The organism is Agriterribacter humi, from assembly GCF_009192765.1.
GTDB lineage: Bacteria > Bacteroidota > Bacteroidia > Chitinophagales > Chitinophagaceae > Agriterribacter > Agriterribacter humi.
In genome coordinates this window covers 36,792-58,475 of sequence record NZ_VOHQ01000011.1, presented here as the reverse complement: position 1 = coordinate 58,475, position 21,684 = coordinate 36,792, and the positions used below count along the sequence as shown (strand labels likewise).

The 21,684-nt window shown below is 41.9% G+C and carries 16 protein-coding genes; 8 read left to right on the top strand and 8 right to left on the bottom strand.

Going from position 1 to position 21,684, the window contains the following annotated elements:
- Positions 1–71 precede the first annotated feature (71 nt).
- The 3 genes from FRX45_RS17125 to FRX45_RS17115 form a co-directional block, all read right to left on the bottom strand.
- A complete protein-coding gene (locus FRX45_RS17125) occupies positions 72–1,511 on the bottom strand; it encodes a DUF1501 domain-containing protein (RefSeq protein ID WP_152269678.1) in 1,440 nt (479 codons plus the stop codon).
- A 38-nt stretch (positions 1,512–1,549) separates the two neighbouring features.
- On the bottom strand, positions 1,550–4,024 hold the full coding sequence (locus FRX45_RS17120; RefSeq protein ID WP_193311749.1) for a DUF1549 domain-containing protein: 2,475 nt from the start codon (positions 4,022–4,024) through the stop codon (positions 1,550–1,552).
- Between the two features lie 282 nt (positions 4,025–4,306).
- Positions 4,307–5,215 (bottom strand): helix-turn-helix domain-containing protein, encoded by a 909-nt coding sequence (locus tag FRX45_RS17115; RefSeq protein ID WP_152269677.1) that lies wholly within the window; start codon positions 5,213–5,215, stop codon positions 4,307–4,309.
- A 935-nt stretch (positions 5,216–6,150) separates the two neighbouring features.
- On the opposite strand from FRX45_RS17115, the gene FRX45_RS17110 reads away from it, so the two are divergent.
- Complete coding sequence (locus FRX45_RS17110; protein ID WP_152269676.1) at positions 6,151–9,252, top strand: SusC/RagA family TonB-linked outer membrane protein; 3,102 nt, start codon at positions 6,151–6,153, stop codon at positions 9,250–9,252.
- An 11-nt stretch (positions 9,253–9,263) separates the two neighbouring features.
- Positions 9,264–10,772: a RagB/SusD family nutrient uptake outer membrane protein gene (locus tag FRX45_RS17105; protein WP_152269675.1), complete on the top strand. Its 1,509-nt coding sequence runs from the start codon at positions 9,264–9,266 to the stop codon at positions 10,770–10,772.
- 186 nt (positions 10,773–10,958) lie between these two features.
- Here FRX45_RS17105 and FRX45_RS17100 read toward each other — a convergent pair whose 3' ends face one another.
- From FRX45_RS17100 to FRX45_RS17090, 3 genes are all read right to left on the bottom strand, one after another.
- On the bottom strand, positions 10,959–11,384 hold the full coding sequence (locus FRX45_RS17100; RefSeq protein ID WP_152269674.1) for a response regulator: 426 nt from the start codon (positions 11,382–11,384) through the stop codon (positions 10,959–10,961).
- A 222-nt stretch (positions 11,385–11,606) separates the two neighbouring features.
- Positions 11,607–12,239, bottom strand: a complete 633-nt coding sequence (locus tag FRX45_RS17095; RefSeq protein WP_152269673.1) for a response regulator — start codon at positions 12,237–12,239, stop codon at positions 11,607–11,609.
- Positions 12,240–12,257: 18 nt separating this feature from the next.
- A complete protein-coding gene (locus FRX45_RS17090) occupies positions 12,258–14,405 on the bottom strand; it encodes a PAS domain S-box protein (protein WP_152269672.1) in 2,148 nt (715 codons plus the stop codon).
- A gap of 349 nt (positions 14,406–14,754) precedes the next feature.
- Between FRX45_RS17090 and FRX45_RS17085 the strand changes: the two genes are divergently transcribed.
- On the top strand, positions 14,755–15,402 hold the full coding sequence (locus FRX45_RS17085; RefSeq protein WP_152269671.1) for a DUF4136 domain-containing protein: 648 nt from the start codon (positions 14,755–14,757) through the stop codon (positions 15,400–15,402).
- 35 nt (positions 15,403–15,437) lie between these two features.
- Entirely contained in the window at positions 15,438–16,055 is a 618-nt protein-coding gene (locus tag FRX45_RS17080) for an outer membrane beta-barrel protein (RefSeq protein WP_152269670.1), read from the top strand.
- A gap of 53 nt (positions 16,056–16,108) precedes the next feature.
- Here FRX45_RS17080 and FRX45_RS17075 read toward each other — a convergent pair whose 3' ends face one another.
- Positions 16,109–16,660 (bottom strand): YqgE/AlgH family protein, encoded by a 552-nt coding sequence (locus tag FRX45_RS17075; RefSeq protein ID WP_152269669.1) that lies wholly within the window; start codon positions 16,658–16,660, stop codon positions 16,109–16,111.
- 236 nt (positions 16,661–16,896) lie between these two features.
- Between FRX45_RS17075 and FRX45_RS17070 the strand changes: the two genes are divergently transcribed.
- The gene (locus FRX45_RS17070; RefSeq protein ID WP_152269668.1) at positions 16,897–18,231 is read left to right on the top strand and encodes a sensor histidine kinase; all 1,335 of its coding nucleotides are present in this window, start codon (positions 16,897–16,899) and stop codon (positions 18,229–18,231) included.
- On the opposite strand, the gene FRX45_RS17065 is transcribed toward FRX45_RS17070, so the two are convergent.
- The gene (locus tag FRX45_RS17065; protein ID WP_152269667.1) at positions 18,224–19,450 is read right to left on the bottom strand and encodes an S-adenosylmethionine:tRNA ribosyltransferase-isomerase; all 1,227 of its coding nucleotides are present in this window, start codon (positions 19,448–19,450) and stop codon (positions 18,224–18,226) included. The two genes, FRX45_RS17070 and FRX45_RS17065, sit on opposite strands and share 8 nt — an antisense overlap.
- Before the next feature lie 392 nt (positions 19,451–19,842).
- On the opposite strand from FRX45_RS17065, the gene mraZ reads away from it, so the two are divergent.
- From mraZ to FRX45_RS17050, 3 genes are all read left to right on the top strand, one after another.
- The gene (gene mraZ / locus FRX45_RS17060) at positions 19,843–20,301 is read left to right on the top strand and encodes a division/cell wall cluster transcriptional repressor MraZ (protein ID WP_152269666.1); all 459 of its coding nucleotides are present in this window, start codon (positions 19,843–19,845) and stop codon (positions 20,299–20,301) included.
- Between the two features lie 79 nt (positions 20,302–20,380).
- Complete coding sequence (gene rsmH, locus FRX45_RS17055) at positions 20,381–21,289, top strand: 16S rRNA (cytosine(1402)-N(4))-methyltransferase RsmH (RefSeq protein ID WP_152269665.1); 909 nt, start codon at positions 20,381–20,383, stop codon at positions 21,287–21,289.
- Between the two features lie 26 nt (positions 21,290–21,315).
- Complete coding sequence (locus tag FRX45_RS17050; RefSeq protein ID WP_152269664.1) at positions 21,316–21,657, top strand: FtsL-like putative cell division protein; 342 nt, start codon at positions 21,316–21,318, stop codon at positions 21,655–21,657.
- The last annotated feature ends 27 nt before the right edge of the window (positions 21,658–21,684 follow it).

Here is a 21,684-nt window from a genome sequence, read left to right as displayed (position 1 = left end):
AGTACCTGCACATGAACATGTAGATAACTTGCAACCTGTCCCTGTAACCTGTACCCTGCAACTTGTAACCCCTACACTTTTATCAGCAACTCCTTTGCTATCTTACCATCGCCATCGGGCGTAGTATAAAAAGGCCTTTTTTCCACTACGTAGTTGGTATCGGGCGGAATGCCCAGGGCGTGGTAAATGGTTTGATGGATCTGGTCTATTTTTATGGGATTCTCAATTGTTTTGCATGGGCGTTCATCGGCCGTTTTACCATATACAAATCCTTTTTTGATGCCACCGCCAAACATCAGTATGGAACAGCCATCTGTAAAGTGGCGGTGCATACCGTAAAATTTCATGTCGTTCAAAATATCAGGCTGGTTTACCTGTTCCTTTACTTTGGCATCGGGCCGTCCTTCCACCATCATATCCCTGCTGAACTCGCTGGCTACAATGATCATGGTACGATCAAGGTGGCCGCTCTTATCCAGGTCTTTAACCAGTTGGGCAATAGGTCCGTCTACCATTTTTTTCATATCCACCATGCGGGTATGACCGTTCTCATGGGTATCAAATCCTTTAAAAGGCTCGTATTCGGTGGTAACGCTTATAAACCTTGCGCCTTGTTCGGTAAGCCGCCTTGCCAGCAAACAGCCCAAACCAAAACGGCCGGTATTATACACATCGTACACTTCTTTGGGTTCTAAACTCAGATCGAATGCCTTTGCCTCCGGCGAATTGAGCAGCATATAGGCCTGCTCCATGGATCTTTTAAGCGATTCTTTCTGGTAATCGCTTCCCAGGTCGCCTATAGCGCTTTTGCTGATCAGATCATTGTACAACTGGTTGCGTCGTTCAAAACGCCTGGCATCCATGCCTACAGGAGGGCGTACACTTTCCAGCCCCTGGCTGGGGTCGGGGATTAAAAACGGGCCAAATTCATTGCCTAAAAACCCGGCAGTATGAAAAGCTTTTAATTCTTCGGATTCGCCAACGGTCATCCGTTGTCCGATATCAATAAAGGCCGGGATCACCTGGTTTTTGGGACCTAATTCTTTAGCGATCCATGCGCCAATATGCGGCGCGGCAACCGTTTGAGGCGGTTCGTAACAGGTATGCCAGTGGTATTGATGCCTGGAATGGAGAATATGCCCCATATCGGCTGCAACGTACGACCTGATCAAAGTGCCCTTATCCATTACACTGCCTATGGATTGCAGCCCATCAGAAAACTGGATGCCATCTAAAGCAGTAGGGAAAGACTTGAATGTGCTCAGCACGCGGTTGCCTTCCAGCCCATTTTCATAGGGCGTGTATCTTTTGGGATCAAAAGTTTCTGTATGCGCCATTCCACCGGCTAACCACAATAATATTACGGTGTCGGCAGAAGTATTAGCAGCAATTTTTTTTCCTTTGCCACATCCGCTCAGCAGGCCCGCTACTGGCGCACCTGCCGCCAAAGCTGCAAGCGTGGCTGCACTGGATTTTTTAATAAAATCTCTTCTGTTCCAATTGGCTTTCATGATCTGACTATTTTAAATGGCGTACTTAAATTGCTTTACTAATAGATCAACTGAAATTCGGGATGTAATGTCATAGCCCACAAAAAGTCCTGCACGGCAGCCTCAGTAGGCGTTTGGCCCAGTACTTTCAGCGCAACCGACTCCTCATCGGAAGCTGGCGGCCTTCCCAATGTACTCCTGTAAATTTCAGTTACCATTTTTTCCGCATCCGGATATTCCTGTTTCCATTTTACAGCGGCTCGTTTTACTGCATTGTTGAACCGGTCGCCATTGGTAAGCTCAAGCGCCTGCAGCAAATTGGCCTGCGAGAGGCGGCTGGTGGAAACGGTTTCGCGGTTAGGACGGCCCAGCGCTGTAAGGTAAGGATCATTTTTAACGAGCGATGCCCGTGGAAAACGAATATCTGTCTTAACATCTTCCGGCAATAATTTATATACGATAGCGCTATCGCCATAAACCGGTTGAATAGCCTTGCTTACCGCATCGGTAAACTGTTCTGCGGTTAACCGTCTGCGTAACATACCGGTAAATACATAATCGGGTGCAACAATTAATTCAGCTTCTTTTATGCCTACCGATGGCAGTTGATAGGTTTTTGAAGTTAGTATTTTATAGATGAGCTTTTTCACATCGTGCCCTGTTGCCACAAAGTCGGATGCCAGCCAGTCCAGCAGGTCCTGGCTCCAGGGTTCATTATCCATTACATCCACAGGTTCCACAATACCACGTCCCATCAATTGCGCCCACACACGGTTAACCAGGGTACGGTATAATCTGCCGTCTTTAGGCTGCACCAGGTATTCGGCCAATTGCTTTAGTTTGTCCTGTGTAACAGCATTGGAATCTATTTCCCCCAACTCTTTGTACAGCATACGGGTGGGAGCCATTTTACCGGTGGGTTTATCGCAGCGGTTAATCTCCAGCGCACTATCGGCAAATACATTGGCAAAGGCATATGCGTCTTCTAATTTCCAGTCGCTCACAAAACTATTATGGCAGGAAGCGCATTTTAAATTGAGCCCAAGGAAAACCTGAGACACATTTTGGGCCGCCTGCATTTCTGTTCGCTGGCTGGCATTAATAGTTCCCCTCCATTTAATACCGGCTATAAAGCCTTTTGATTTTTCAGTAGGACTGATCAACTCTTTTACAAAAATATTATACGGCTTATTATCCCGCAGGGAGCTGTACAACCACTCTGTAATGTCGTAACGTCCGCCTGTTATATAACCCGTTCCGCTGTAGTCGTTGCGTAAGGCATCATTCCAGAAAGTAAGCCAATGCTGGGCGTAGTCGCTATTACGGCTGAGCAGGTTGCTTACTAATATTTCACGTTTATCGGGACGCGTATCGTTTATAAAAGCATCTATGGTATCTGCGGCAGGCACCAACCCTATTACATCCAGATATACCCTGCGTATATAAGTGCGGTCATCTACCTTTTTGTTCCATTCAACCTTATGTTTTTTAAAATAGTCGTTTACAAAAAGATCAACCGGGCTTACTATGTCGCCGGTTGCGGCGGGAATCTCAGGCATGCGGGGCTCTAATGCTGCTACACGGAAAATACTTTTTAATTCGCCGGTAGGCCATGGAGCACCTTGTTTAACCCAATATTCAATGGTGGCTATCTCCTGTGGAGTTAACCCCTTTCCTTTGGATGGCATGGCCTCCTTATGATTACGGGGCAATTTAATTCTCCTGATCAATTCACTTTTTTCCGGATCACCGGCTACAAGCACAGGACCATCTTCTCCTCCTTTTAAAATCGCTTCTTTTGAATCAAGTCTTAAATCACCCTTTTGCTTAGCCTCCCCATGACAATTGGTGCAGCTATGCGCAAAAATGGAACGGATTTGCAGGTTCAGTTCCTGTACCTGCGTTTCATTTAAAGGACCTGTTTGATTGGCCAACACAAATGTGGGCTGATTAGCGGCAACATCCGGTTGGGCAGAGGGCAATACGCTTGTGAGGTAATCTTCACCATGCGTTAATGATGCACCATAATGACCGGCAACCGTTACACCTGCCACTGTTAGCGTAAGCAACAGCTTTTGCATACGCCGCGATTTCCGGAAATAGGTATAAGTGGTGATGGCTGCCAATACCATAGTAGCAATACCCGTCCACTGGTGAACAGGCAATATATCTCCGCCGTATTCTTCTGTATTAATTAACAACAGGCCGAATACAACAGCGATAACCGATGAAATGGTTCCAATAACCATTAATACCCTGATGGCCGGGCCAAAATCATTCGACTTCCTTTTCCAAACCAATAATTCCATCAACCAGGCCACAACCAGCAGTCCGATCGGAAAATGCACTACTAAAGGGTGCAATCTTCCCAGGAAAGACCAAACCCAAAAAGGTGTGCCGGCGGCAATTTCTGTATCCTTACCGATAACAGGATTTATAATTGCGGCTATAAGGAGCAATAAAAAGGCTAATCCTATGTTGCGGGTTGTAAGAAAGCGGGTTGTTTTCTTCTTTATGGCATTCTTTCGCTTCATGATCTTGAATATTCAATCGTTGCTTTTATTCAATAATAGTAAACTGTATTTCCTCAAAGGTTTGTAATCATTCATCTCACTGCAAGGCGGCAATTCACGTTTAACATAATGGTAAAAAAATATCACTCCACCCCAACTTTATTTTAAGGCAAATTACATTTTACTGCATTATCGCATGTCCTGCTCCGTCCTGCTTTACAACATGATATTTTCATATATATCGTTTTTCCATGCTACCGGATTCAGCTTTACGCTCATTCCGTAAATAAGGCTATTGCAAAGTTAAACAATAGTTTTGTCCATCTCTTCAGGAATAGCCAGGTACCCTTTGCGCATCTGCCACTCCGCTTCCCTGAAATATTTTGGAGATATTCCAATATGCTTTTTAAAAAACCGGCTGAAATAATATTCATCTTTAAAGCATAGCGAATCCGCTATTGATTTAACCTGGTTATTGGTATGCAGCAGTTCCCATTTGGCCTTCAACAATAATTTCTCATTAATTAAAACAGAGATGCTTTTTTTAAAATACAGCCTGCAATAATTACCCAATGCTTTTACACTAAGGTGCATGGCATTGGCGTAAAAAGAAGGCTTATGCTGTGTTATAAAATTCTCATTGATCAGGGTTACCAGCCGTTCTGCATTTACCGATACGCTTTTTGGTGAAGCCGCAGGTACTTTTTGTATGGTTTTAAGGCGGGTTAATTTTACCAGGAAAATTTTGAGATAAGAAAACACCAGCTCTCTTGTTGCAGCGTTTTCCCAATCCTTTTCCTGCCGGATATTGTTGAGCAATTGTGTTAAATCATCTGCATCTTCCTGCTGTACCATAACAGGCGTAGCGTGATACACCTCATTAAATAAAACACCGTTGCAGCCCACTTCATGCTGGTAGGTTTCAATACAAAAAAAATTAGGATGAAACAACAGCAGTTCAACGCTGGTAGTATGCTGCGGAAACAGGGAAAAAGCCTGGTAGTTATTGAAGCAATAAATGCTATCGGGGAAATATTTTGTTCTTAAGAAATCTGTTTCAATCATGCCTTCTCCCCTTTTTATCCATACAATGCTCAGGTAATTAGAATGGGTTTTCCATGTTTTTTCCGAAACTTCCATTACATGCAGCAGCAATGGATCTTTCTCCAGGCAGGCTTTATAAATACGTAAGGGTGGTATACCGGTAAGCATGAACAACAAATGTATTTGGCGTGTAACAACGGCGCAAAAATACACTATAGCTTACCACACAAAAAAACATTAACAGTAAGCTGTATTTTGCCACACCTCTTAATGTAAAAATTATTACCTGTAATATGTTTGGTATAGCATACAAAGCAATTTTATTTTGCTCTGCTGTTGAAAAAAAGGTTGTAAATATTTACACACAACATAAGGCACGCCTCGTGCAATAACCAGGGATCTATGCTCCCTCGTTTAACAACCAATGGCGTTTTTATCTAAGTTCTATGATTTCAAAAGCTTTTAAAATTTATGCCTGTTTACACAGCATTAACTTTCAAATACTTTTATTTTATTTAAAATTGTTTAATTAAATTTAATTTCTTTATGTTTGGTTCAGGTAAAAAATGAAAGAATCTGTATCCCGAAAGGTCATTAAGTGGAAAAACAATTGCGGCTTTTAGCAACTTGTACAGGTATATTAATGCGGCGAACTAATCCTGATGCCGTTATTTAAGAAAGAGAAACATGACGGAGAAGTTTACATTTTTACACTAAAAATAAAAACAGTATTGGAATTTCTTTTCTCCGACAGGTGAGTACAGGATGAAGGTGCGGAATTATGTAATTAATTTTAACTGTAAAATAATTAATTCGGCCAGGATTTAAGGATTCATCCTTGTGTGGGAAAAATTATTGTGAATAACGAAAAACTTGCAAATGAAAACAACTCTGGCATTAACGATGCCTGCGGGTATTGGGTTAATTAAAACGCCGCCCGCAATTACCAGTATCCCTTTGTATAGCGTATCAGCAAACAATTATCTATACTCCTTTTTTTCACTTTCTCTTCCATTCACGTAACATCATTTAATACAAATAATGCAAAATCAAATCGTTCTCCGTATTGCCTCTATCAATTATTAAACATCAAAACAACTATTATGATTAAAATGCATCTACACACCTCCTATGGAGGTAAGCACATGATGGCGTTTATTGTGGCCGTACTGTTCAGTGCCGCCCTCTTCGCCCAGCAAAATCTTACCATTTCGGGTAAGGTTGTTGCCGCATCAAACGGAAGCGCTTTATCGGGCGTAACCGTAACGGTTAAAAGTACACAAAATGGAACAACAACCGACGAGGCAGGAAATTTTAGTATCACAGCGCCACAGGGCGCTACGCTGGTTTTTAGTTCTGTTGGTTTCCAGGAAAGCGAAGTAAAGGTAAGCAGCAATACCAGCCTTACCATAAGGCTTATTGCAGCAGACAAAGGATTGGAAGAAGTAGTAGTAGTAGGTTACGGTTCTCAACGGAAAAGAGATATTACAGCAGCGGTATCCAGTGTTAACATTGACGACCTGGGTGAACTGCCTTCGAGAAATGTAACACAAATGATACAGGGGCAGGCGCCTGGCGTGGTTGCCACGCAAAGAAACGGAACTCCCGGCGGAGAATTTGAAGTAAGAATAAGAGGCATCGGTTCCCTGGGAGCAGGAAGTTCCCCTTTATATGTTATTGACGGGTTTGCAGTAGGTACCAGTGTAGGGCAAAACCTTAACCCTAATGATATTCAAAGCATCTCTATTTTAAAAGATGCATCCGCCACAGCCATTTATGGCGCCCGCGGATCCAATGGTGTGGTATTGATTACCACAAAAAGCGCGAAGGCAGGACAGACAAACTTAAACCTGTCGGTTGATTACGGGATACAGAATGTTCCAAAATCAAGAAGAATAAAAGTATTGAACGGGCCGGAATTCGCCCAGTTTAAGAAAGACGTATTCATGGATAAAATCCGCATCCTCGAACATAGAGAACCTTCTATTGATGAAGTTCCTGAAGGTTACCGTTACCCGGAACAAACCAAATATTCTACCAATTGGTTTAATGAAATATTAAATAATAATGCGCCTTATACTGATGTAAACCTCACCCTGTCCTCGGGCAAAGGCGATGTTAATTCGCTGTTATCTGTAGGTTATTATAAGGAAGAGGGTGCGCTTAAAGTTACCGATTATGACCGCTTTTCTGCGCGTGCCAATATATCCGGTAAGGTCAGAAATTTTATAACATTAGGGTTGAATGTTAACGGAAGCTATACCCGGCAAAACCAGGCAAGTACAGACGGGCGCGATGCCATCGTAGGCTCAAGCTACCTGATAGATCCCAGGGAACCCGCTTATGATGAAAATGGAAAAATAAGACCCTTTATTGGGGGCAAGGATGGGGTATTCGCATATCCCAGCCCACTTTTCCTGTTGGAGAATTACTCCAAGAAAAGAGATATAGCCGATGTGCTGTCCAATGCTTATATTGAGGTTGCGATATTAAAAAACCTGAAATTCCGATCTTCTGTAAACATCCGGTTAAACTACAATACGTATAAGGAGTACAAACCATCTACCATTGGAAGAGGCCTCACTACCGGAACATCCGGCGCCCCTCCGCAAACAGCAAGCGCGATTGAAATAAACGACAGGCTGCTCAACTATTCTGCTGACCAGTTGCTTACCTATGCGCCTAACATTGGCGATGATCACCAGTTAGACTTTTTAGCTGGTTTTACCGCACAGGAAGAGACAGTGAAAAATATCAGGGGGGATGCCAATACTTTCCCGGACGATCTTACGCCTTTCCTGAATGCGGGAGCCATACGCTCTTCCAGTTCTGCGGAATATGGATGGAGTTTACTGGCCTATATAGCAAGAGCTAACTATGCCTATAAAGACAAATATTTATTGTCTGCCTCTTTCCGCAGGGAAGGCAGTTCCCGGTTCGGACTTCAGAATAAATACGGGGACTTTCCTTCAGCTTCTGTAGGATGGAGAATAAGTGGAGAAGAATTTATGTCTGGTATTAACTGGCTATCTGACCTGAAATTAAGAGCGAGTTATGGTAAAACAGGTAACAATGACATCGGAAATTATAGTAGCCTCTCATTCCTAAGCGCAAATAATTATATTCTCAACAATTCATTTGCACCTGGCGCAGTAGTGAGTGCATTTGCAAATTCCGCACTGCAATGGGAAAAGTCTGACCAGGTTAATATTGGTATGGATCTTTCAATCTTTAGTAACAAAGTAACTGTAACCGCCGAATACTATAATAAACAGACCAACGACATGTTATTATCGGTTAGCATACCTGCTATCTCCGGTTTTACCACCAGTTTAACCAATATAGGAAAGGTACAGAACAGGGGAGTGGAACTGGCTATCAATTACCGTGAGCATATTGGTGAAGTGAATTTAAGAACAGGATTTAACATCGCCTTCAACAAAACCAAAGTACTTGAAATAAACGGGGCCAATGATATACTGTATAGTGGTAGCTTTTATGGTGGCTATAATGTACAAAAAGTTGGCAGACCCATTGGAATGATCTATGGTTACGATAAGATAGGGATTTTTAATACGCAGGAAGAAATTGACAAATCGCCAAAGCAGGATGGTGTAATTCCAGGTGGAATGAAGTTCCGTGATGCGGATGGAAATGGTGAAATTACCTACGACACCAAAGATATGGTAGAGATAGGTAATCCTAATCCTAAATTTACCTGGGGCTTTAATATTGACGGCGATTACAAACGTTTTGATTTTAATGTGCTGTTTATGGGCGCACAGGGTTTCGATGTATACAGGAATATTGAAGCATCTACCATGAATATGGATGGCGTGTTTAATGTATTGGACAAGGCCAAAGACAGGTGGAGATCGCCTGAAAATCCGGGCAGCAACCCCAATGATGTACATGCACAGGGCGGTACCAGTTATTTCAAATGGTCGCGTGAAAGCAGCAACAGGTATGTATACGATGCAAGTTATGGCTGGGTGAAGAATGTAACCATTGGATATAATTTTCCCAAAACAAAATTCGTCAACAACATTCGCGTATTTGTAAGCGCCAACAATTTGTTCATGATTACCAATTACCCCGGCAATAACCCGGATGTAAGCCAGAGAGGTAGTACCCAGGGAGGAAATGATGACGAGGCCTACCCGGTTCCAAGAACATTTGCAATAGGCGCTAAACTTAACTTTTAAAGCTATTTCACATGAAATATATAATTCCGATAATCAGCTTAGTCTTTTGTTCTGTTCTTTTTTCGTGTAAAAAAGATTTTCTGAACAAAACAGATCCAACCCGGATAGGTGTGGATATATTCTTCAAAGATGAGTCCCAGGTGAACCGTGCTATTAATGGCGTTTACGGCCAGTTGCAGGGTATTACCAATGTAAATTACATTTTTAAAGAAATGACATCCGATAACACCACCATTGACATGAACCCTTCTGACCGGGGTGGTGCCGCAGGTTGGGAAGCTTTTGAATACTCTACTGTAAATTCCGGAAACGGAGAAATTTCTAATTTATGGAACAGGTATTACAGTGCTATATATAATGTTAATTTAAGCATTGAGAAATTGTCTGAATCAACAATTGATGATGCTGTAAAAAAGGAACTCGATGGCGAATTAAAATTTCTGCGGGCCTTTTTATACTTCGACCTGGTGCGTTATTTTGGCAATGTGGTGCTTGTAACAAACACATTTAAAACACCGGACGAAGCTTTTCTGCTGGAAAGAACCCAGTCAGTAGCAGAAGTATATGCGCTGATTGAAAGTGATCTTAAAGAAGCGGTAGCTGCTCTGCCTACTAAGGCAGATCAGGCTGGAGCAAAAAGAGGTCGTGCTACCAAAGGATCCGCTCTTACTATGCTGGGAGAAATGTACCTCACTGTAAAAAAATATCCTGAAGCAGTGAGTGCATTGAAGGATATATTACCGATGGGCTATAGTTTGATGCCTGATTACGCAGATGTTTTCAGCCCAACATTGAAGAACAATGCAGAATCCGTTTTTGAGATCCAGTACCAGGGCGATAACGACCTTGGCGAAAACAGTAATTTCATGTATGTATTTGCACCAAGAGAATCAGGTAATGCCATAGTAGGCTTTTCCGGACAAGGATTAAACGGGCGCAATATTCCCACGAATAATATGATCGCTGCTTACGAAGCAGGCGATTTGCGTAAAGATGTTTCTTTAAAAACAGGGTATACGAAAGATGGAGTATTTTATCCTGTTCCGTATGTTAACAAATTCAATCACCCGCATACGATTGCCGGTCGCACCAATGATAATTGGCCGATTTACAGGTATGCTGATGTATTACTTATGCTGGCTGAAGCTATTAATGAGGCTACAGGACCTTCCACAGAAGCAGAAGGCTACCTTAATGAGGTGCGCGACAGGGCAGGACTTGATCCGCTGAACGGCCTGGGCAAAGATGCTTTCAGAACCGCCGTGCTCAAAGAAAGAAGAGTAGAGCTGGCATTTGAAAACCACCGCTGGTTTGATTTAACCCGAACAATGACGCCTGCGGAACTCGCCACTTTTATGAACGCGCATGGTGCGGAAGAAAAAGCGCATCCTACTGTTCCAAGAGGCGGTGTGGCCTTTAATAACTTGGATTATATATACGAAGCCACCGAATACATTCTCCCCATTCCGGCTGCGCAAATTCTGATCAATGATAAACTGACCCAGAATGACGGATACTAAATGAAGCAAAGGATATTGTTACTGTAAACCTGTTTGTAGAGTTGCACACGGGTATTTCAAAAAGAAGCCGTTCCACAATGGAACGGTTTCTTTTTACCGGAAAACGGAAGTTCGATTTTGCTTTTTCGAGGCAGGTTATGCAGTTATTCAGAGAAAAAAATTTGTAATAAAAGGGGTATTGCAGTGTTACTTTTTATCATTATCACCCCGCTGGGTAAACCCTTTGGCAGCAGGAGTAATGTATTTTTTACCGGCGAGAATATCTTTCACGGCTTTTAAAAGTGTTTCAGGTGCAGAATCTTTATTAAGGTAACCGGAAGCGCCGGCAAGCAATACGCGCAGCGCAAACTGATCTTCAGGATAAATGCTCAATACCAGCACAGGCATTTCGGGCAATTGCTGTTTAATACTGTTCAGCGCCTCCAGCCCTCCTCCACCCGGCATGGAAATATCTGATACCACCAGGTTCCAGGGTTCCGAAAAAACCATTGACAGTAAGGTTCCCGTATCTTCTGCCTCCCCTATATATACATCAGGATATTCTTCCGTAAGTATCTGTTTAAGTCCTTTACGGATAAATTCGTGATCATCTGCAATTAATATCCTGAGCATACGGTGTACGCGGGCTTTAGCGCGGGGAGAAAATTAGGCAACTATTCCGGGTTGAGGTGTAGAGTGAAAAGCCGAAAATTTGTAGACAAACTACTACAGTGGTGAGTAGTCAGTGGTGAGTAGTGAATGGTGAATAGTGAGAAGTCAGCGGTGAGAGGTATTGCTGATAGCTGAGGGCTGATGCCTTATACCTTATACCCCATACCTCACACTTTATTAAAATCAGATAAGGCTATTGTTGAGCGCATAGCGTGTAAGATCTGCGTTTGATTTCATGTTCATTTTTTCGAGTACGCGTGCCCGGTAGGTGCTTACCGTAGTAACGCTCAATGAAAGTTGTTCTGCAATATCTGAAACAGCCTTGCCCCCAGCCAGGAGTTTAAACACATCAAACTCCCGGTCTGAAAGTTTTTCGTGGAGGTTGAGTTCCTGGTTTTTGGATCCAAAGGCCTGGGCTAATTTCTCGGCTACTGAAGGGGTAATAAATTTTTTGCCCAGCAAAACAGTATGTATCGCCTTAATAATATCTTCGTGTATATTATCCTTACCCAAATAGCCTGAAGCCCCGGCTTTTAATACCCGCAGGGCATACTGATCTTCGGGATACATGCTCATAATGAGCACAGGCAGCGAAGGATAAGACAGCCTGATCTGGTGCAGCGCATCCAGCCCGCTTCGCCCGGGCATATTCAGATCACAGATTACAATATCCCATGGCTCCTCCATTAGTTTGGACATGAGTTCTTCCGTATCTTTCGCGCCGGCTAACTGCGCAGAAGGATATTCTTCAAGAATCAGTTGTTTTAATCCTCTTCGTACAATAGCATGATCATCAGCAATGAGAATCCTCATCATAATACCTGGTTTTCGGATTTAGATAATCGTATTTTTCCTTTTCACGGGAACGGTTACTTTTACCGTTGTGCCTTTCCCCGGTTCGCTTTCAATTACATATTTTCCACCCATCATTAAACTTCTTTCTTCCATCCCCAGGATACCCAGGGTACTCTTTTCATTCAGTATAGACGTATCGAATCCTTTACCATTATCCCCGATATTTAATACAAGCGATTTATCTTCTTCCTGTAAATTCACCTTTACCTCCCGTGCTTGTGCATGCCGGGCAATATTAGTAAGCGACTCCTGAAATATACGGAATAAACCTGTTTTAATTTCAGGCACAAGCATCAGCGCTTCAGCCGGTAATGTTAACTCCACGATAATACCGGTATTCTTTTCAAACTCACGCGCCTGCCATTCCATGGCCGCAATCAGCCCAAGATCATCTAATAAGGCCGGACGCAACTCCGAACACATTCTGCGAACAGATTTCATCGTACCGTCAATAGTATCAAGCAATCCCTTTAACTGGGCTATTAAAATTTCGTCTGGATTTTGCAATTTTTTTATAATCCATGCCACATCCATTTTTAAAATAGTGAGCTGTTGCCCCAGTTCGTCATGAATGTCTCTGGCAATATTTTTGCGTTCTTCTTCCCTCACTTCCTGCAGGTGCCCGGTAAGCATCCGTATTTGTCCGAGCGATTGTTTAAGCTTTTTTTCGGCTTCGATTTTTTGAGTAATATCATGAGACAAAACCAGCCTTATATCCCTGCCTTCCAGTTTCATGCTGTAAGCATATATTTCAACAAAAATGATGTTACGGTTTTTTTTATACTGGCGCCAAACACCTGCATTATGATAACCCGAAGATTGTTCCTTCATATAGCGGAGAAAAGCGTTCACATCCGACTGGGGATGTATATCCCGCAAGTTCAGGTTTAAAAATTCGTGCCTTGCGTAACCATAATGATGTACCGCTGCATCGTTAACATCTGTAATATTCATGTCGGGCATGGTAATCATCCACATAGGCAAAGGGTTGTGCTCAAATAATAGCTTGTATTTCTTTTCTGATCCCAGCAATTGATCCACTACGCGTTTTACTTCCAATGTGCGGTCTTCCACCTGTTTGCCCAATTCCGAATTAAATTTTGTTAACTGTGCTTCCAACTGTTTTTGCGCGCTGATGTCTCTTATAATAGCTACAATTCCTTTCAGCCTGCCATTGTAATCTTTTATAATCGCAGCCGAAACCAGCACGGTAGCCTGCTCACCATTCCTTTTTTGAAAACTGGTTTCTCCCTCCCAGGATTCATTTTTTAGCAGCTCTTTTACAACAACAGATTCAGTACCTTCTTCCCTGTACACAGGTTTTACGATCTTAACAAGATTTTTTCCCCGCATTTCATCTTCGCTCCAGCCCGAAAGCTTTTCTGCTCTCCGGTTCCAGCTTACTATGGCAAAATTCTTATCCGTAGAAATAACGGCATCCTTAATATGTTCCATCAGCAATGCATTGTACTGCATTGCCGCATTTGCTTTTTTACCTATCAGCACGTCAATTCTTAACTTTTGGGTAAGCATAATTATAAGCACCATCAGCAGGGCTATTACTATATACCAGGTTTTTTTGAACCCCGCCATAGCAACTGCATTGTTCTCCTGCCTTAACTCCAGCAGCTTTTGCCCTTCCATTTCAATACCAGCTATAAGTTCATTGGTTTTGCTTACCAGGTTTTTTACCGTATCGCTGGTTATCCATTGCGCTGCTTCGGCCTGCCCCTGGTTGCGGCGCATAGCTACTATGCTATCAGACCATAAATGTCCAATTTGAATATAAGAAGAAAGCGAATCCATTTTTTTACGCTGGAGGGGATTGCTTTTGGTAAAAACTGCCAGTTGCTCATATTCGTTTTTAACAGCAGCATAAATTTCCGGCAGGGAATTAAGAACACTTTCATTTCCTGTTAAAATATATTCCTGTACCGCACTTTCATTTTGTTTGGTGGCGGAAAGCAATTTTTGTGTGTGATACAGTACATTTTGCGAAACGGAAATATTTAAGAAAGTTTTGTTTACTTCCGTTGACTGCAGTATAGAAAAATATACGGCCACAGCCACTGTAGCAGCTATGAAAAAAAGTATTAAAAGCAATATTTTTCCTGTAAATAATTGCATTTAATGTAACAATAAAAAGTGTGTACCTGTAGTATTCATTTCAACTTCGCTTAACGTAAGGAAATTACATAAAAACAAAACAACTTCCATATGTATCCGCAAATAAATCAAAAAAATAGAACGAATCTGCATTTCAGCAAGGAATAGCTAAGTAGAAACTATTACAGGAAGAATAAAGAAGGTAATTATACCTGTTTCGATATTCAAATAAATACAACAGATAAATGAAATGTTACTACACCCAAACTTCGGCCACCAAAAGCAATGTTAGGGCATTGTTAATACCAGTTATTAATGATTAAACATTACATTCTTAACAACGTCTGTATATTGAAAAACAGCATAAACTATGAAACAAAATAAAATATACCTGGCATTTGCAGCAGGTGTGGTATGCATCGGGCTGCTGGGTGGTTGCACGAAAGACCCCTTAAAAAATATGACCAATGAAGAAAGCCGGATTTATATTACCAACTACGACAGCACTGTACATTTTGGCTCTTTCAAAACATATAGTATTTCAGATTCCGTGGCCGTAGTGAGTAATGGGGCGCTTCAAAAAAAGACATTAACAGAAACAGATGCCGCCTTTATACAAGCCCTAAAAGATAATATGCAGGAGCGCGGGTATCAACTGGTAACAAAAGATGAGCATCCCGATCTTGGCATAAATATCAGCAGTGTATTCAACAATCAAACAGGTGTAATCAGCTATCCTTCGTACTGGGGTTATTACAACAGCTATTGGGATCCTTATTACTGGGGCTATGGCGGCTATGACTATTATTTCCCTTATGCTTCCTACGCGGTATACCAGATACGCGAAGGCGCGTTATCGGTAGATATGGTTGATCTGAAAGACGCGGGCAACGACAAAAAAATTGAAGGCGTGTGGAACGGGCTGATAAGAGGAGAAGCTATTTTTAATGCGTCAACCGCTGCCTCGCAGGTAAAAGCATTATTTGACCAATCGCCGTACATCAGAAACAATCAGTAAAAAAACATGCAGTTGAACAAAAAAAATGAACAGTCATGAAATCGTTTAAAATATTCTTAATCATTATGGTCTGCACAGGATTGGGATTACCGGTTTTTGCACAGCAGCAAAAGCTGACCATGAATATCAATTATGCTGTAAATACTCCTGTGAGAAATTTTAAATCGGACCTTGTAAATAAAACTTCCTTCCGCGGCTGGAACGCCAACATATTGTATGGTGTTACAGATAAACTTTCGCTGGGGCTTGAAGCAGGCTTTGCAGATTATTACCAGAAATATCCCCGGCAGGTATATGATACTAAAGGCGGCTCCGTTTCAGCAGTGCTTACCAATTCCATACAAACAGTGCCCGTAATGATAAAGGGAAGATTCAACCTGGCACCTTCAGGCATAGTACAACCATATATAGGCGTTGGTGCAGGCGGTAATTTTGTATCGTATAACCAATACCTGGGTGAGTTTGCGAGCGGCAAATCGGGCATTTATTTTGCCGCTTCCCCCGAAGCAGGCATCATGATACCCTTTAGCAAACATGGCGCATCAGCATTTACGGCAGGCGCTAAATACAATTTCATGCCTTATACATACGGAGATGCAAAAGATTTAAACAACTGGGGAGTATATGCAGGTATAAAATTCTCCCTCAAATAAAATAACTGGCTGTGTGCGTGTGCGTCCTCCAGGTGAATGCCGGAGGACTTTTTTTAATTCAATTGCGGATCAATAGGAAAATTGGTCATTAAGCTATACTCATCGCCAAGTAATTTAAGCGACTCCTTCCATATATCTTCGGCGTTGTAATTAAACACAAGGTCCTGTTTTGCCATAGTGGTAATCCAGCTTTTGCCTTTTAATTCTTCATTCAACTGGTTGCTGCCCCATCCCGAGTAGCCTATATAAAACCGAATGTCTTTTTGATTGAGTTTATTTTTTAGCAGCAGGTCCTTAATGATCCCAAAATCGCCCCCCCAGTAAATACCATCCGTTACTTCATGGCTGCCCGGTATCTGGTCGGGGCAAACATGCAAAAAATGAAGTGTATCAGCCTGTACCGGCCCGCCAAAAAAAAGAGGTATTTTTATGCCTTCCAGTTCCGGGATAATTTCATCAAGCGTGTGCTTAATATGTTTGTTTAAAACGAAACCAAAGCTACCCTCCTCCTGGTGGTCACACAATAGTACAACCGTCCGCATAAAATTAGTATCCTTAAGAAAAGGTTCTGCAATTAATAATATACCCGTTGTAGGTTCAAGCATTTGTTCTAAGTTAGTATAGAAAATTTTGCCCGGCAATTAAAGCTGTAAAAATCACTTAAAAAAGTTTAATCCATTTATAAACCAAGTTTTAACAGATAATGCGCCGGCAATTTGCTAATTTTTGTATCATTGCTAACAGCAAACTACTTCCTGTAATCTTATCTTGTGTAAAATTGCGTTAAATCACACTCACCAAAGCTAAACCCAACTCAATATCAAAGTAATTTTACAGGCCGATGAAGAAAATTTACTTACTGATCATTATTCTTATAACCCTTTCGCTTATTGGCATTATCGTAGTACAGATCATGTCCATTAAGAATGCCCTTATCATAAAAAACGAACAACTCGAACAGAATATCCAGTTGGCCGTAGGTGAAGTGGGTCAGGAAATAGCAGAACAAACAAGCAGGTTCCCCTCCTCAGGCTTCCCTAAATTATCGCCCGAATGGCCATCAGACCAGTTTTTAAAATTGCTTAAAACGCCTACTGTTGCACAACGGTATACTCCCAACCAGGTGTATGATAAACTGAAAATGTCGTTAAAAAAGCACGGGTTAAAAAAAACAAATTTTGAATTTGCCATACTTAACCGCAACAGCATTACCAATAACTATGAAATGCAAACCCTTAATTTCAGCAAACTGCTTGCGGATACTGCACGAAACCGTACCTTCTGGTTTCCGCTTTCGGCCCCTTCGGGAAGCATCGCCGAAGGACTGGTTGCAGATGAGGAATTATGGGTGATTGTTCCAAACGTAAAAAGCTTTTTGCTGGAGTCCATGAGCTGGATGATAACGGGATCTGTATTGTTTACCCTTGTAATTTGTACTGCATTTTTTATTACTGTTAGAACTATGCTGCGGCAAAAAAAGCTGAGTGAGATCAAAAGCGATTTCATCAACAATATGACGCACGAATTTAAAACCCCTTTGGCCACTATATCGCTGGCGGTAGATGCATTAAAAAATGATAAAGTATGGCGAAGTAAGGAAAAAATGGATTACTTCAGCAGCATCATCAAAGATGAAAACAAACGGATGAACAAGCAGGTGGAAACCATATTGCAGGCTGCCTTGCTGGATAAACAGGAAGTACAGCTTAATATGAAGCCGCAGCATGTACATGAAGTTATTAACCGTGTAATGGATAATTTCAGGCTGCAGATGGAAGACAAAAATGGCAAAGCGGAGCTGAGTGCCGGCGCCGCAAAAGATGTAATTGAGGCCGATGAAGTACATTTTACCAACCTGCTTAGCAATCTTATTGACAACGCCATTAAATATTCAAAAGACAGCGGGCTGCATATCCGCGTCTGCACCCAGAATACGGGTAATGCGATCCGCATAAAAATTGAAGACAACGGCATAGGCATGACCAAAGAAACGGTGAACAGGATATTTGAAAAATTTTACAGGGCGCATACCGGCAATCTTCACAACGTAAAAGGCTTTGGGCTGGGGCTAAGCTATGTTAAAACCATGGTGGAAGCACAGAAGGGGAAAATAAAGGTTGAAAGTACCCCGGGTAAAGGTTCTACATTTACGCTTGAGTTTCCCCTGCTCAGGTAAACAACAAACAACCGTCTCCGTAACTTAAAAACCTGAAATTATTTTCCAGCGCATAACTGTATACCTTCTTCCAGTCGTCACCAATAAGCGCGGCAATTAGTAACAGCAAGGTGGATTGTGGCTGATGAAAATTAGTGATGAGCCCGGAAATAATATTAAAATCGTACCCCGGCGCCATTATTATCTGTGTTTGTGTAAGCAGTCTTTTCATATCCCGGTATTCCATCCACTCCAGTACCGCCAGTAAAGATTCGTGTACAGGTATTTTGTGTGCGCCAAGTTCTTCATATACTTCCCATTGTGTTATGGCCAGCTTATCAACAGTAATATCTGCATCTCTTTTTATTTTAACCCCCATCCAGTACAGGCTTTCTACAGTGCGCAAAGAGGTTGTACCCACGCAAAAAACCTTTCCGGTATTTTGAAGCAATTTTTCAATGGTCTCATAATGCACATCTATAAACTCTGCATGCATAATATGATCCTGCATGCTTTCCGACTTTACCGGTTTAAAAGTCCCGGCGCCTACATGAAGGGTTAAAAAATCATGTTCAATATGCCTTTTGCCGAGAGACTGGAAAATGTTCTCCGTAAAATGCAGGCCTGCTGTTGGTGCAGCAACCGATCCCTGCTGCCGGGCATAAATGGTTTGATATCTTTCTGCGTCCTTTTTATCGGCTTCCCGCTTTATATAGGGAGGAAGCGGAATCACACCTGCATAATGCAATATTTCCGCAAAAGACAAGTTGCCGGGTTCCCAGCACATTTCAACTGTAAAATTATCCGCCGATCTTTCTGCAATGGAGGCCTGTAAAATAATATTATCCTTACCGGCAGCGATCTTCTTTTCCAGCACGGTTCCCCGCTTCCATTTGGATGCACCCCCAATAAGGCAGTTCCACCATACCCTATGCTTTTGAAGCATGGCAGTAGTAATATCAGCGTATTGTGTATGGGGAGCCAGGCAAAATATCTCAATATTCCCTCCTGTTGGCTTTTGAAACAGCAGTCTGGCTTCCATTACCCGCGTGTCATTCAATACCAGGAAAGCCCCTTCCGGCAAATGCAGGGCAATATTGTGGTATACATCTTCGGAAATGTTTCCCTGCTTATATATCAATAGTTTTGAAGCATCGCGATCCGCTAAGGGGTAAATGGCGATCCTTTCTTCCGGTAAAGTGTAGGTAAAATCTTTGATCTGGAGTTGTTTCGGATTCATGAAGTAAATATGCAGCGGTAATTTTTTGCAAATTAAACCCATTTGGCTTAATTAGCCTTACACAGCAAATAACGGGATCGGATCGTACTTGGCACAACCTCATTCAACACCACCTCGGAAATGAACAGGTTAAAACTGCCTCCGGACCCGAAGTATAGCAAGCGCAAGCCGGCTATCCTTAATAACAATTCACATTTATCCACAGCTATTCACATTATTTGCAGGTATTATCATAAAATCATATCCTAAAAAGCGGCTTAAATACTTTGTGGTAAAGGGTTTCTAAAAAAAAGTTTACTGTGGATAAAATAATTAAATTAAAACCTGCGTTTTAGGTGGGAAAATGTGTTATTTTGTGGGGATAAATGGGAATTAAGTATAACTCTTTATAAATGATACGGTTTTTAGGGGAATATGAAGCTACTCTGGACGCAAAAGGTCGGTTTCTCCTTCCAACAGGATTTAAAAGGCAAATCCCGGAAGGGGAAACCGGTAGCTTCTTTATTAACAGGGGATTTGAGCGTTGCTTAACCCTGTACCCGATGAAAAACTGGGAACCAATTTTTGAAGACATAGGAAGAAAAAGTGATTTTGATCCAAAAGTACGCGAATTCCGCCGCTACTTTTTAAATGGGATAACGCTGGAACTGGATAGTGCAGGGAGATTGTTGTTACCCAAAAATTTGATGGAGTACGCCAGCCTGCAAAAAGATATTGTATTGGTTTCGGCCTTCGATAAAATTGAAATCTGGGATAAAAGTAAGTATCAGCAGTTCTTTGACACTTTTTCACCCGAAGCATTCAGCCAGTTGGCTCAGGAAGTAATGACGGATAAAAGCGGGCAGGTATAATAGCATAGTGTCAGGAGGTGAAAGGTCAAAGCGGAAACCACCATTTTCCACACTGGCTTTTCACCTTTAATTTACCACAATGGATCAAGCATATCATATACCTGTTTTGGCCGGTGAACTTATTGAGGCTTTGCAAGTTAAACCCGATGGGGTATATACCGACTGTACTTTTGGCGGTGGGGGGCACAGCAGGGCCATCCTGTCTCAATTAAACAATGCAGGCAAACTCATTGCTTTTGACCAGGACCAGGATGCCAGGCTCAATGTACCCGATGACCCCCGCATCATCTTTGTGCCGCATAATTTTCGTCATCTTCAAAAATTCCTCCGGCTTCATAAAATAGAGACGGTAGATGGCATAATAGCCGATCTTGGCGTATCCAGTCACCAGTTTGATGAAGCTACGCGCGGGTTCTCTACCCGTTTTGATGAATCGTTGTTAGACATGCGCATGGATCAGCGTCAGGAACTTACCGCCGCCGCCATAATCAACAGCTATACCGAACAACAGTTGCATAAAATGTTTGAACAGTATGGAGAAGTAACGAACGCCAAAACCCTTGCTAAAACAATTGTACAACAAAGGCAGTTGGTATCCATTAAATCGGTAAATGAGTTTAAAAATGCAGTCTCTTCGGTGGTAAAAGGTAATCCCAATAAATACTTTGCCCAGGTATTTCAGGCTTTGCGCATTACAGTGAATGATGAAATGGGGTCCTTACGGGAAATGCTGCAACAACTCCCTTCTCTCCTTAAGAAAGGTGGCCGTATAGCCATTATAACGTTTCACAGTATTGAAGACAGGATGGTAAAGCTTTTTTTTCGGAACGGAAGTTTTGAGGAAACAGCAACCGATTCGTTATATGGCACAAAACCAGACAGTCCTTTTCTTATCATTACTAAAAAACCAATACTGCCTTCAACGGCTGAAATAACCGCAAATCCAAGAAGCCGCAGCGCGAAACTAAGAGTAGCAGAAAGAAAATAAAACAACAGTATTTATAAATATATATAATGCCGGATACAGAAAATATCAAGTATGATGAACCTTCATCCTTAGCAGGTGGAGTTAAAAAATGGCTTAACTACCAGTGGGTGGTTAAAAACATATACTTTTTTCTTTTTCTGGCCATACTGGCAGTTGTATATATATATAACGGGCATTATGCAGAAAATACCATTAAAGACATCAACCGCAGTGCCAAAGCATTAAAAGAATTGCAGTACGAATACAAAACAGTAAAAGGCGAACTGATGATGCGGGGCAAACAAAGTGAACTGGCAAAAGCTGTTGAACCATTAGGTTTAAAAGAATTGAAAGAACCCCCGGTTAAAATTATAGAAAAGGAAAAATAAATAAAACAAAAACGGCCCGTCAAAAGT

Excerpts from the sequence above, each read along its gene's own strand:
- FRX45_RS17105 (WP_152269675.1), top strand. The coding sequence starts at position 9,264 with ATGAAATATATAATTCCGATAATCAGCTTAGTCTTTTGTTCTGTTCTT.
- rsmH (WP_152269665.1), top strand. The coding sequence starts at position 20,381 with ATGGATCAAGCATATCATATACCTGTTTTGGCCGGTGAACTTATTGAG.
- FRX45_RS17100 (WP_152269674.1), bottom strand. The coding sequence starts at position 11,384 with ATGCTCAGGATATTAATTGCAGATGATCACGAATTTATCCGTAAAGGA.
- FRX45_RS17080 (WP_152269670.1), top strand. The coding sequence starts at position 15,438 with ATGAAATCGTTTAAAATATTCTTAATCATTATGGTCTGCACAGGATTG.
- FRX45_RS17095 (WP_152269673.1), bottom strand. The coding sequence starts at position 12,239 with ATGATGAGGATTCTCATTGCTGATGATCATGCTATTGTACGAAGAGGA.
- FRX45_RS17070 (WP_152269668.1), top strand. The coding sequence starts at position 16,897 with ATGAAGAAAATTTACTTACTGATCATTATTCTTATAACCCTTTCGCTT.
- FRX45_RS17120 (WP_193311749.1), bottom strand. The coding sequence starts at position 4,024 with ATGAAGCGAAAGAATGCCATAAAGAAGAAAACAACCCGCTTTCTTACA.
- mraZ (WP_152269666.1), top strand. The coding sequence starts at position 19,843 with ATGATACGGTTTTTAGGGGAATATGAAGCTACTCTGGACGCAAAAGGT.
- FRX45_RS17125 (WP_152269678.1), bottom strand. The coding sequence starts at position 1,511 with ATGAAAGCCAATTGGAACAGAAGAGATTTTATTAAAAAATCCAGTGCA.
- FRX45_RS17050 (WP_152269664.1), top strand. The coding sequence starts at position 21,316 with ATGCCGGATACAGAAAATATCAAGTATGATGAACCTTCATCCTTAGCA.
- FRX45_RS17085 (WP_152269671.1), top strand. The coding sequence starts at position 14,755 with ATGAAACAAAATAAAATATACCTGGCATTTGCAGCAGGTGTGGTATGC.
- FRX45_RS17075 (WP_152269669.1), bottom strand. The coding sequence starts at position 16,660 with ATGCTTGAACCTACAACGGGTATATTATTAATTGCAGAACCTTTTCTT.
- FRX45_RS17110 (WP_152269676.1), top strand. The coding sequence starts at position 6,151 with ATGATTAAAATGCATCTACACACCTCCTATGGAGGTAAGCACATGATG.
- FRX45_RS17065 (WP_152269667.1), bottom strand. The coding sequence starts at position 19,450 with ATGAATCCGAAACAACTCCAGATCAAAGATTTTACCTACACTTTACCG.
- FRX45_RS17115 (WP_152269677.1), bottom strand. The coding sequence starts at position 5,215 with ATGCTTACCGGTATACCACCCTTACGTATTTATAAAGCCTGCCTGGAG.
- FRX45_RS17090 (WP_152269672.1), bottom strand. The coding sequence starts at position 14,405 with ATGCAATTATTTACAGGAAAAATATTGCTTTTAATACTTTTTTTCATA.